A 12,654-nucleotide genomic window follows, 5' to 3' on the forward strand; every position below is an offset into this window, starting at 1 on the left:
ATTATGTCAATAGCAGAATTATTTGATAGTGAATTTAAAAACAGAATGAAAGGCCGTTTTGCAGCCGTAGTGCGGATGTTGTTTGTAGATGGTTTTTTTGATGAAGATGAAAAGAAGTTTTTGGACAAGCTTGCTTTAAAACTAGATATTTCGAAACAAGAATACGATGAAATTGTAGAAAATCCTGCAAAATACGAGCTCAATCCGCCTTATCTTTATATCGAAAGGTTAGAAAGTCTGTACAATATCACAAAACTAGTGCATCATGATGATCATTTGGGTGACAAACAAGAGCGACTTTTGAGAAAATTTGCTGTTTCTCTTGGTTTCACTACCAGTAATGTTGATTACATTGTGAATAAAGCATTGATTTTAGTCGACAAAAAAGTAGATTTAGATACTTTTATTTTTGAAATGAAAAACATGAATAAGTAATTAAAATCCCGAGTAATCGGGATTTTTTGTTATTGATATTTTGCCATGAATTCTTCTGCTTTTACTACCATATTATAGCTTCCACAGAAAAAAGGAACACGTTGATGCAATTCTGTTGGTTGAATTTCCATAATTCTTCCAAAACCGTTTGTTGCTTTTCCACCAGCTTGTTCCGCTATGAAAGCCATTGGGTTACATTCATAGAGCAAACGCAACTTTCCATTAGGCGATTTAGAACTTGTAGGGTAAATATAAATGCCACCTTTAATCATGTTTCTATGAATATCGGAAACCAAACTTCCAATATATCTTGAAGTGTAAGGTCTATCACCTTCTTCTAATTGACAATATTTTAAATAATCTTTTACACCTTGTGGGAAATGAACATAATTTCCTTCGTTGATAGAATAAATATTGCCGTCTTTTGAAAATTGCATATTTGGATGTGATAAATAAAATGTTCCGATAGCAGGATTTAGTGTAAAACCGTTTACACCATGACCAGTTGTATATACTAACATAGTAGAAGTGCCATAAATAACATAACCCGCAGCTACTTGTTGCGTTCCTGGTTGCAGAAAATCTTCTAAAGTTACAGGTGTTCCAACAGGTGTTTTTCTTCTAAAAACCGAAAAAATTGTTCCTACAGAAACATTTACATCAATGTTAGATGAACCATCAAGCGGATCCATCAAAACGACATATTTGCTACTATGACTTTTATCTGAACCAGCTACCGTAATGAAATCATCGTTTTCTTCTGATGCAATTCCACAAACAATTTCCCTATTAATTAAAGTTTGAATAAAAACTTCATTAGCATAAACATCTAATTTTTGTTGGTCTTCTCCTTGAATATTTTGTTCTCCGGCTGCACCAACAATATCAACTAAACCGGCTTTATTCACTTTGTAATTCACCACTTTTGCGGCGAGTCGGATGGAGTTTATAATTCTAGATAATTCTCCCGAAGAATATTGGAATTCAGATTGTTTTTCGATGATAAATTCACCTAAGGTTTTGTTGCGTTCTTCCATTACGAAATCGTTGTAGTTGTTGCTGCAAATATCGATAAAATTGTGAAAGAAAAAATGTATTTCGATAAGAAATTATTAATTGTATTTTTGTGTAAAATTTATCCAAAATGATCATCCGAAAAGGAGCCAAGAATGACATGAAGGCTGTTCTTGAACTCATAAAAGAGTTAGCAATCTTCGAAAGAGAACCTAGTGCTGTTGTGGTTAAAGTGACCGATTTAGAACGCGACGGTTTTGGTGAAAACCCTCTTTTTCAGACTTTTGTTGCCGAGGTTGATGGAAATATCGTGGGAATGGCGTTGTATTATTATCGCTATTCTACTTGGAAAGGAAAAACTATTCATCTTGAAGATTTAATCGTGACCGAGAAAATGCGTGGTTCTGGATTGGGATTTGCACTGTATTCAAAAATTATTCAACAAGGGAAAATAGATAATGTTCGCCGAATTGAATGGAATGTTCTCGATTGGAACACACCAGCCATAGATTTTTACAAAAAAAGTGGTGCAAAAATCTTGGACGATTGGCGAGTGGCACATATGGATGAAAACGGAATTAATGAATTTTTAAATCTTAATACTTAATACTTAATACTGTTATCTTAATACTATTACAATAATGAGAATATTCAAATTTGGTGGCGCATCAGTGAAAGATGCCGATGGAATTAAAAATGTATTTAGCGTATTGCAAAAAGTAGGTCACGAAGACACGCTTTTGGTTATTTCTGCCATGGGAAAAACTACAAATGCGCTTGAACTGGTCATTAAAAATTACTTCGATAAATCGCCCGAGTTGCATTCCTCTTTACAAGACGTAAAAAAGTACCATTATCAAATTTTGCTTGATCTTTTTGATGATGAAGAACATGATGTATATTATGCAGTAAACGGACATTTTGCCGATTTAGAATATTTTTTGAGAAGTAATAAATCACCAAATTATAATTTTGTGTATGATCAAGTCGTGAGTTTTGGGGAAATTATTTCTACAACCATTGTTAGTCATTATTTTAATCATGCAGGTTTCAAAAACAATTGGATTGATGTTAGAAATTTCATCAAAACCGATAACAATTATCGTGATGCTAGCGTAGACTGGGAAAGAACCCAGCAGTTTATTTCAAAAGGTGTAAAAAAGAAGGCCTTGAATATTACACAAGGATTTCTTGGTTCAGATGACAATAATTTTACTACAACTCTTGGTCGTGAAGGTTCTGATTATACTGCTGCCATTTTTGCATACTGTTTGAATGCCGAAAGTGTCACCATTTGGAAAGACGTTCCAGGAGTCATGAATGCCGACCCAAGATATTTTGAAAATGCCATTTTGTTAAATCAGATATCCTATCGCGAAGCTATAGAATTAGCATTTTATGGTGCGACAGTTATTCACCCAAAAACTTTGCAACCGCTTCAAAAGAAAGAAATTCCACTCTTTGTCAAATCGTTTATCAATCCATTGTTGCCAGGAACAAGCGTTTCAAAAGGAAAAGATTTAGACCCGCAAACTCCTTGTTTTATTATCAAAAGAGAGCAGTTATTACTTTCGTTATCGTCGATTGATTTCTCTTTTATAATGGAGGAAAATATTAGCGAGATTTTTGCACTCTTTCATCAGCATAAAATTAAAGTAAGTTTGATACAAAACTCAGCCATCAGTTTTTCGGTTTGTATTGAAGATAAATTTGGCAACTTTAACGAGTTGAAAACTATTTTGTCCAAAAAATTTAAAGTGGCTTACAACGAGAATGTTTCTTTATATACCATCAGGCATTTTAATAAAGAGTCGGCCGAAATTGTAGAAAAAGATAAAACCGTTTTGTTAAAACAAATTTCCCGAGAGACGATGCAAGTGGTTACCAAGGAATAAATTTGTTACTTTTATAAAAAAAAGGAAATGGAAGCAAAGGATTTTTCGAGATTTACAACTGCCGAAAAAATTATTTTGGCAGAACAACTTTGGGACAGTATTTCAAAAAAGGAAATAGAAATTTCATCTGATGTTGAAAAAATATTGGATCACAGATTGCAGTTGTTGGAAGAAGGAAAAACGGAACTTTATAGTTGGAAAGAAGTTCAAGACCGCATCAATAAAGTTAGGAAATGATTCAATTTACCAAAGAAGCACTCCTTGACATCGAAGAAATTGTAGTTTGGTATGAAGAGCAAAGGGTCGGACTTTCGTATGATTTTGAGTTGTGTCTTGAGGTTGGTGTATCTGAAATAGCTAAAAATCCTGAATTGTTTCAAAAAAGGTATAAGAAAGTCAAAATAAGATTCATCAACAGGTTTCCGTTTGGGATACATTATATAAATTCATCCGAAGAGATAACTATTTTAGGTGTTTTTCACACTTCTCGTTCACCAAAAAGCTGGACAAAACGACTTTGATTTCATACCATTTCTAGAAATTTCACGTTTATACCATGTATGTTAAAAAAACTGCTTTTATTGTGGCTTTTTACTTCTTTTGCTAAGCTTTCGGCTCAGGAAATCAAATCGTTATACCAAATAAAAAAAGTAGCTTTTACTTCTGATACCATAAGTATTGAAAAAGTTAGCATTAGTTCGAGCTTTTTTAAAATTCAAAATAAAGACGGAACAGTCATCGATAGTAGTTATTACAAAATAGATTTTAAAACTGGAAAACTACTTTTTAAAAATGGTCTTACGGCAACAGATACTATAATAATTCGATACTTTAAGTTTCCCGAAAATCTTACCAAAACCTACAGTATTTATGATCAAGATAAAGTGATTTCTAACGAAGTTGGAAATCTGTATCAGATTAATAGGTCGACAAAAAAGTTTGTACCATTTGAAGGATTGAATACCTCTGGAAGTATTTCTCGTGGTGTTACGATAGGAAATAATCAAAACGCAACAGTTAGTTCCAATCTTGATTTACAAATAACAGGAAAAATATCCGATAAGGTTTCACTAAGAGCATCCATTCAAGACAGTAATATTCCACTACAAGATGGTGGCTATTCTCAAAGACTAGATGAGTTTGATGAAATTTTCATAGAGTTATTTTCTGATAAATGGAACATTCGCGCTGGCGATTTATTTCTAGAAAATAGACAATCGCGATTTTTAAATTTTAATAAAAAAGTACAAGGACTTTCCACTCGTTTTTCATTTGGCAAAGAAGAAAGTAAGACCGATATTTTTGCAGCAGCGGCTTTGGTTCGAGGGCAATATGCCAGAAGCTCGTTTACAGGACAAGAAGGAAATCAAGGACCATATAAATTACGCGGAAATAACGGCGAATTATTTGTTCTTGTTATTTCGGGTTCAGAAAGAGTGTTTGTAAACGGAATTTTAAAAAAGCGTGGCGACAACAACGATTATATTATCGATTATAATGCGGGCGAAATAACGTTTACCTCACTTTTTCCAATTAATTCAGAAATGAGAATTGTAATTGAATACCAATATACTGATAGAAATTATACTCGTTTTGTAACCTATGCTGGCGCAAATCATCAAGAAAAAACATGGAGTTTAGGCGGTTATTTATATTCAGAAAATGATGTCAAAAATCAACCCATCCAACAAAATTTATCCACAGAACAAGTTGATATTCTCCAAAATGCTGGCGATAATACGAGTTTAATGACTTCGCCATCGGCTTTTCCAGATACGTTTTCAGCTAACAAGATTTTGTATAAAAAAGTGGTGATAAACGGTGTTGAAGTTTTTGAATATTCCAATAATCCGGATGATGTTTTATTCAATGTCACATTTTCTCTAGTGGGAAATAATTTGGGCAACTACATTTTATCAAGTTCAGCGGCAATAGGAAAAATATACCAATATGTTGCACCAATCAATGGCGTGTTACAAGGAAATTTCGAACCCATTACACGATTGATTGCGCCAACAAAAATTCAAATTGCTACTGTTTTAGGAAAGTACAATCCAAATGAAAAAACAATCATCGACTTTGAACTTGGTGTTAGCAATAATGATTTGAATTTGTTTTCAACCATTGATGATAACGATAATAGAGGTGTGGCTGGAAAATTAAATTTTAAACAAAGATTGAATTCAAAAAAATGGTTACTTGATGCATTTGGAAGTTACCAATTTGTCCAACAAGACTTTAGAACTATCGAACGGTTGTTTAATATTGAATTTAATCGCGATTGGAATTTAACCACTTTTGAAGGCAATCAGAGTTTATTGGTCACTGGATTAGACTTTTCTTTGCCAAAAAAGGGGAAGATGAGATATCAATTTGAAAAGCTCGATTTCTCCAAAAGTTTTTCAGGAAATCGTCATGTAGTTAATGGATTTTTTGCACTAAAAAATTGGAATATTTCTCAAAACGCAAGTGTTTTAAACAGTAATGGAAGTTTTTCGGAAACTCAATTTTTAAGAAATGAAAGTCAGGCACGGTATCACTTTAAGAAAAACTGGATTGGTAGTAGTTTACGCCTTGAAAACAACAAAGAAAAATTAGCAGCAACGAGCCAACTTTCGGCTTTAAGTCAAAAATTTACAGAATATGGAGCATTTATTGGTCGTGGCGATAGCACAAAAGTTTTTGTGGAACTAGGATTTTTACATCGAGTAAATGATAGTTTGCAAAACGGATTATTGCAAAAAGTGAATACATCCCAATCGTATTATTTAAAATCAAAATTAATTCAAACCAAAAAAAGTGATTTAAGCTTATTTGTGAATTATAGAAACTTAAAATACGAAGACAATTCGCGTCAAGACGAACCATCACTCAATTCGAGATTACTTTACAATGATCAATTTTTTAATCAATTCATCCAAGTTACAACTGCTTATGAAAATACTTCTGGAAGCGTTGCCCAACAAGAATTTACTTATCTTGAAGTAGAGCCAGGACAAGGAATATTTACCTGGAATGATTATAACAACAATGGAATTCAGGAATTAGAAGAGTTTGAAGTGGCACCATTCCCAGATCAAGCAAAGTACGTCAGAGTCTTTTTACCCAATCAGGTTTTTGTTAAAACACACCAAAACAAATTTTCGCAATCGCTAACATTGAACCCAACCAAATGGCAAAACAGTATTGGGTTTAAAAAAGTTTTATCTTATTTTTATAATCAAACTTCCTACTTGATTGAACAAAAAACCACTCAAAATGGAAATAATTTTAATTTCAATCCTTTTTCAATAGCTGAGGATAATTTGTTAGGATTAAATTCTAGTTTTCGAAATAGTTTGTTTTACAATCGCGGAAAACAAAAGCACTCGGTAACCTATACTTTTATTCAAAATCGATTGAAGAATTTACTTTCGGTGGGTTCACAAGAAAGTATAAACAAGTCTCATCAGTTGCAGTACATACATTTACTCCAAAAAACATGGCTTTTTTCATTGGCTTCAAAAACAATCGAAACAGGTTTTGTTTCCGAGAATTTTGCCGCACGAAACTTTATACTTTTAGGTTATCAGTTCAACCCAAAAATTTCTTATTTGTTTAATAAAAATGCGAGTTGGGACATTTTTTATGAATTCCAAAACAAAGAAAATCAATTAGGAAATGACGAAAACCTCTCGCAAAACCGCTTTGGCACTTCATTTTCTTATGCTAATGCAAATAAAATCACTATAAACGGTGAGTTTTCCTTTATTCAAAATAAGTTTCAAGGTGATGCGCTTTCTCCAGTTGCTTTCCAAATGCTTGAAGGGTTACAATCAGGACGAAATATGACATGGCGATTGCTTTTACAGAAAAATTTGACACAGTTTTTAGATATAAATATTAATTATCAAGGACGAAAATCAGAGACGAGCCAGGCAATTCATACAGGAAATGTCCAATTAAGAGCATTCTTTTAATCAAAAATTTACAATGCTAAATAGAATTTTATGTATATTTATAATTACAAACATTTAAAACAGGAAAATATGAAAAAACTATTTTTATTGTCATTCCTTCTAGCATTTGTTTTTAATACCTATGCTCAGGAAACAAAAGCAGAAAAGAAAGTAAAAGCGACTGAAAAATCAGTAAAAGCAAAAAAAGAGGCAGTATCAAAAACGCCCTTGAAAAAAGATGGAACTCCAGACTAAAGGTATAAAGCTACCAAAAAAGAGAATGTTCCTTTGAAAAAAGATGGAACGCCAGATAAACGCTACAATGCTTCAACTAAAAAAAATGATGCCTCTGTAACAGGACAAATGAAATCAGCCGAAGGTAAGGCCAAAGCAAATGCTAATAAAGCCGCAGCAAAAATTAAAAAGGAAAAGCCGTCTAACGAAAAAGCGCCAAAAAAGAAAGATAAAGCAACCGGAATGTACAAAGGGAAAGTAGTTTACACTGGACCACGAGGTGGAGAATATTACATCAACTCTAACGGAAATAAAACCTATATTTCTGACTAAATAATCCAAATAATTAGATTTTACGCGAAACGATTTTTAGGAACTAAAAATCGTTTTTTTTATGTTCAAAAAATTACATTCCTGACTGCCGATTTTTGCTAAATTTTTGTCGAAAGAAAATTCTTAAAGCCCTTTGTTTAAGCGGTTTTTGTAAATTAATTATTTTATAATATACTGATAAACAGTTTTTTATAAAAAATCAAAAATCTACATTGAAACAACCTATTTGTTAAAAACTAGACCTGATTGTGAATAAGTTTGACTTTCTTTTAACGTTTCTTTTAGTAATCTTTGTAACATACAGATTGACAAAAATTCAAACCCAAATAAATAAAAAAAACAAAAATGGCTACGATTGAACCTATTTTAAGAGAAAACAAAGACCGCTTTGTGATTTTCCCAATTAAACACCAAGACATTTGGGAATGGTACAAAAAGATGGAGGCAAGTTTTTGGACTGCCGAAGAAATTGATTTGCACCAAGATCTTTCAGATTGGAATAATAAGTTAAACCATGATGAGAAATATTTTATTAAACACATTTTAGCATTCTTTGCCGCTTCGGATGGAATTGTGAACGAAAATTTAGCCGAAAACTTTGTAAACGAAGTGCAATATCCTGAAGCAAAATTCTTTTACGGTTTTCAAATCATGATGGAAAACATTCATAGTGAAACCTATTCGCTATTGATTGACACTTACGTGAAAGACGAAGCGGAAAAAAATCAACTTTTCCATGCTATTGATGTATTTCCGGCGGTTAAGAAAAAAGCCGACTGGGCTTTAAAATGGATATCGTCTGACTCGTTTGCCGAAAGATTAATTGCATTTGCAGCTGTAGAAGGAATATTCTTTTCAGGAGCATTTTGTTCGATTTATTGGTTGAAAAAGCGTGGTTTAATGCCAGGATTGACTTTTTCTAACGAGTTGATTTCTCGTGATGAAGGTGTTCACTGCGATTTCGCCGTTCATTTACACAACCATCATCTTGTAAATAAAGTATCAAAAGCAAGAATAACAGAAATTATTACTGATGCTTTAAATATTGAAAGAGAATTTATTACCGAGTCGCTTCCTGTAAGTTTGATAGGAATGAATGCTACTCTGATGACACAATACCTCGAATTTGTTGCCGACAGATTACTGGTAGAATTGGGTTGTGATCGAGTATACAATTCCAATAATCCTTTTGATTTTATGGATATGATTTCGTTGCAAGGTAAAACCAACTTCTTCGAAAAAAGAGTAGCCGAATACCAAAAAGCAGGAGTAATGAATACCGATGCTGAAGCAAGCAAAATTACGTTCGACGCCGATTTTTAATGTAAACTTGTTTCAGATTTTTTCAAAATCAAATGAAAGTTGTTTCACAACGAAATAGCTCTTAACAAAAATAGATGCTGAAACGATCCCGAAGTTTCGGGACAGCATTAAACACAAATAACCCGAAATAGAGAAGGGATTTTCTATTTCACAAAAAAAGAAAATATGTACGTAGTAAAGAGAGACGGCCACAAAGAGCCAGTAATGTTTGACAAAATCACGGATAGAATTAAAAAACTATGTTATGGTTTAAATGATTTAGTAGATGCTGTAAAAGTAGCCATGCGCGTAATCGAGGGTTTGTATGATGGAGTTACAACTTCAGAATTAGACAATCTTGCAGCAGAAACTGCCGCTTCTATGACCATTGCTCATCCCGATTATGCACAATTAGCTGCCAGAATTGCCATTTCTAATTTACACAAAAATACCAATAAATCGTTCTCTGAAACCATGAGTGAAATGTATCACTATGTAAATCCGAGAACGAATCAAAAAGCACCACTACTTTCAGAAGAAGTATATAATGTGATTAAAGAAAATGCGGAGTTTTTAAATTCACACATCATTTATAACCGTGATTTTAATTATGATTATTTTGGTTTTAAAACCCTAGAACGTTCATATTTATTAAAAATAAACGGAAAGATTGTAGAACGTCCACAACATATGTTGATGCGTGTTGCAGTAGGAATTCACCTGAACGATTTGGACTCTGTGATAGAAACGTACGACTTGATGTCCAAAAAATTCTTTACACATGCTACGCCAACGTTATTTAACGCTGGAACACCAAAACCGCAAATGTCATCTTGTTTCCTATTATCAATGAAAGACGATAGTATTGATGGAATTTACGACACGTTGAAATCAACCGCTAAAATATCTCAATCTGCAGGTGGAATTGGATTATCTATCCATAATGTTCGTGCAACTGGTTCATACATCCGTGGAACAAACGGAACTTCAAACGGAATTGTTCCCATGTTGCGTGTGTTCAATGATACAGCACGTTATGTAGATCAAGGTGGCGGAAAACGCAAAGGTAGTTTTGCTATTTATCTTGAAACTTGGCATGCTGATATTTTTGACTTTTTAGATTTAAAAAAGAATACAGGAAAAGAGGAAATGCGTGCACGTGACTTGTTTTTTGCCATGTGGACTTCTGATTTGTTCATGAAACGCGTGGAAGAAGATAGCACTTGGACTTTGATGTGTCCTAACGAATGTCCGGGTTTATATGATGTTTATGGGGATGAATTTGAAGCGTTATATACTTCATATGAAGCGCAAGGAAAAGGAAGAAAAACTATCAAAGCTCGTGAACTTTGGGAAAAAATCCTAGAGTCGCAAATAGAGACTGGAACACCATATATGTTGTATAAAGATGCAGCAAACAGAAAGTCAAACCAAAAGAATTTGGGAACTATTCGCTCATCCAACTTGTGTACCGAAATCATGGAGTATACATCAGAAGATGAAATTGCAGTGTGTAATTTAGCCTCAATTTCATTACCAATGTTTGTTGAAAATGGCCAGTTTAACCACGAACTATTATTCAATGTGACCAAACGCGTTACTAGAAACTTAAATAAAGTAATTGATAGAAATTACTATCCAGTTAAAGAGGCCGAAAATTCCAATATGCGTCACCGTCCAGTTGGATTAGGTGTTCAAGGCTTGGCCGATGCGTTTATCTTATTGCGACTACCATTTACAAGCGATGAAGCCAAAAAATTAAATCAAGAAATATTCGAAACGCTTTATTTTGCTGCGGTTACTGCTTCGATGGAAATGGCAAAAGAAGAAGGACCATATTCCAGTTTTAAAGGTTCGCCAATTTCGGAAGGATTGTTCCAACACAATTTATGGAATATAAAAGATGAAGAACTTTCAGGAAGATGGGATTGGGCAAATTTGAGAAAAGAAGTGTTAGAAAACGGTGTAAGAAACTCCCTTTTGGTTGCGCCAATGCCAACAGCTTCTACCTCACAGATTTTAGGAAATAATGAAGCCTTCGAACCTTATACTTCAAATATTTACACCCGTCGAGTGTTGTCAGGAGAATTTATAGTAGTGAACAAGCACTTGCTAAATGACTTGGTAGAAAGAGGACTTTGGAACGAAACCTTGAAACAAGAAATAATGCGACACAACGGTTCAGTACAAAATATTGAAAGAATTCCAGCCGATTTGAAGGAATTATACAAAACGGTTTGGGAAATGTCGATGAAAGATATCATTGACATGAGTCGTCATAGAGGTTATTTTATTGACCAATCGCAGTCGTTGAACTTATTTATGCAAGATGCAAATTATGCTAAGTTGACTTCAATGCATTTCTACGCATGGAAAAGCGGCTTGAAAACAGGAATGTATTACTTGAGAACCAAAGCTGCGGTTGACGCTATCAAATTTACATTGAACAACGATAAAAAAGCAGAACCTACTATTATTGAAAAACCAGCTGCAGTAGCAGTAGAAGTAGTGGCGCCAACTGAAAATGGCGAAATGACTGCCGAAGATTTTGCCGCAATGGTAGAACGCGCCAGAAACGCCGCTGGAAATGTTGGTGATGATTGTGAAATGTGTGGAAGTTAATATTTGATATTAGATTTGAATATAAAAACAGCTGTCAATTTGATAGCTGTTTTCATTTTAACTACTTTTGAAACAATAAAAAATTACCATGTCAAAAGAAAAAGGAGTTTACACCGGAATTATAGAAAAAGACGAAAACGGCAACTATTTTTGTGGCGAATATTTACTCGACTATCAACATGTGGAGAAAAATTTTAAACTCGGTGATGAAATCAACATCAAATCGGTGATTGCTAATCCAAGTGATAAAAGTTATAATCAGTATCCGAAAAAATCGAGAAATTTCTTTTTAGCCAATCAAAAGGAATAATACTATGCAAAGTAAAACCAGCAAAAAATTTCAAGTTTCATCGGATATTTTTGCATCGCTCAGTCAACGATTTATTAATTTAATAATCGACACGGTGATGCAACTTTTGTTGTTTTTTGTAGTCCTGATGTTTATGGTAGCCAATGCTCAAGCTAATGGTGACGTGACATTTATTTCTAATTTGGAGAAAAATACCATTTTACAGTACACGATTACAACTGTCATTTCTTTGGTTTATTATAATTTTTTCGAAATAGTTACAGCAAGAACAGTAGGCAAATATTTGACCCAAACCATCGTAGTCGATGAGAACGGCGAAAAGCCTAATCATGAAACTATATTAATTCGTTCATTATGCAGGTTGATACCTTTCAATGCCTTGTCTTTTCTAGGAATTTCCGGAAGAGGTTGGCACGACACCATTTCAAAAACGTATGTAGTCAATAAAAATCAATTAGAAGAAAAAAAACGTTTGTTTTATAAAGATAATGCAGTCTAATATTAAATCAGATATCCAAACATCTTAACATCCATTAGCTGAACATTTGAAAATCTAATATCTAAAATCTAA

13 protein-coding genes are annotated in these 12,654 nt (G+C 33.5%); 12 read left to right on the forward strand and 1 reads right to left on the reverse strand.

From position 1 onward, the window contains the following. Window positions 1-3 precede the first annotated feature (3 nt). Complete coding sequence (locus tag WFZ85_RS07875) at window positions 4-435, forward strand: TerB family tellurite resistance protein (RefSeq protein WP_342695738.1); 432 nt, start codon at window positions 4-6, stop codon at window positions 433-435. Between the two features lie 29 nt (window positions 436-464). Here WFZ85_RS07875 and fbp read toward each other — a convergent pair whose 3' ends face one another. Further along, entirely contained in the window at window positions 465-1,472 is a 1,008-nt protein-coding gene (fbp, locus tag WFZ85_RS07880; protein WP_342695739.1) for a class 1 fructose-bisphosphatase, read from the reverse strand. Between the two features lie 107 nt (window positions 1,473-1,579). Between fbp and WFZ85_RS07885 the strand changes: the two genes are divergently transcribed. The 11 genes from WFZ85_RS07885 to WFZ85_RS07935 all read left to right on the forward strand — a co-directional run bounded on the left by WFZ85_RS07885 (window position 1,580) and on the right by WFZ85_RS07935 (window position 12,582). After that, entirely contained in the window at window positions 1,580-2,056 is a 477-nt protein-coding gene (locus tag WFZ85_RS07885; protein WP_342695740.1) for a GNAT family N-acetyltransferase, read from the forward strand. A 34-nt stretch (window positions 2,057-2,090) separates the two neighbouring features. Beyond that, complete coding sequence (locus tag WFZ85_RS07890; RefSeq protein WP_342695741.1) at window positions 2,091-3,344, forward strand: aspartate kinase; 1,254 nt, start codon at window positions 2,091-2,093, stop codon at window positions 3,342-3,344. 27 nt (window positions 3,345-3,371) lie between these two features. Beyond that, window positions 3,372-3,581, forward strand: coding sequence for an addiction module protein (locus tag WFZ85_RS07895; RefSeq protein ID WP_342695742.1), 210 nt, complete (start codon window positions 3,372-3,374; stop codon window positions 3,579-3,581). Continuing rightward, window positions 3,578-3,865 (forward strand): type II toxin-antitoxin system RelE/ParE family toxin, encoded by a 288-nt coding sequence (locus tag WFZ85_RS07900; protein ID WP_342695743.1) that lies wholly within the window; start codon window positions 3,578-3,580, stop codon window positions 3,863-3,865. Before WFZ85_RS07895 ends, WFZ85_RS07900 begins: the two co-directional genes overlap by 4 nt. A gap of 39 nt (window positions 3,866-3,904) precedes the next feature. Beyond that, window positions 3,905-7,303: a hypothetical protein gene (locus WFZ85_RS07905; protein WP_342695744.1), complete on the forward strand. Its 3,399-nt coding sequence runs from the start codon at window positions 3,905-3,907 to the stop codon at window positions 7,301-7,303. Between the two features lie 69 nt (window positions 7,304-7,372). Further along, complete coding sequence (locus WFZ85_RS07910; RefSeq protein ID WP_342695745.1) at window positions 7,373-7,537, forward strand: hypothetical protein; 165 nt, start codon at window positions 7,373-7,375, stop codon at window positions 7,535-7,537. Between the two features lie 33 nt (window positions 7,538-7,570). After that, window positions 7,571-7,849, forward strand: a complete 279-nt coding sequence (locus WFZ85_RS07915) for a hypothetical protein (RefSeq protein WP_342695746.1) — start codon at window positions 7,571-7,573, stop codon at window positions 7,847-7,849. Between the two features lie 345 nt (window positions 7,850-8,194). Then, entirely contained in the window at window positions 8,195-9,172 is a 978-nt protein-coding gene (locus WFZ85_RS07920; RefSeq protein WP_342695747.1) for a ribonucleotide-diphosphate reductase subunit beta, read from the forward strand. A 165-nt stretch (window positions 9,173-9,337) separates the two neighbouring features. Continuing rightward, window positions 9,338-11,773 (forward strand): ribonucleoside-diphosphate reductase subunit alpha, encoded by a 2,436-nt coding sequence (locus WFZ85_RS07925; RefSeq protein ID WP_342695748.1) that lies wholly within the window; start codon window positions 9,338-9,340, stop codon window positions 11,771-11,773. An 88-nt stretch (window positions 11,774-11,861) separates the two neighbouring features. After that, window positions 11,862-12,083: a hypothetical protein gene (locus WFZ85_RS07930; RefSeq protein ID WP_342695749.1), complete on the forward strand. Its 222-nt coding sequence runs from the start codon at window positions 11,862-11,864 to the stop codon at window positions 12,081-12,083. A 4-nt stretch (window positions 12,084-12,087) separates the two neighbouring features. Next, entirely contained in the window at window positions 12,088-12,582 is a 495-nt protein-coding gene (locus WFZ85_RS07935; RefSeq protein ID WP_342695750.1) for an RDD family protein, read from the forward strand. The last annotated feature ends 72 nt before the right edge of the window (window positions 12,583-12,654 follow it).

The sequence above is a fragment of the Flavobacterium aureirubrum genome (assembly GCF_038739835.1).
In the GTDB taxonomy this organism is placed as follows: domain Bacteria; phylum Bacteroidota; class Bacteroidia; order Flavobacteriales; family Flavobacteriaceae; genus Flavobacterium; species Flavobacterium aureirubrum.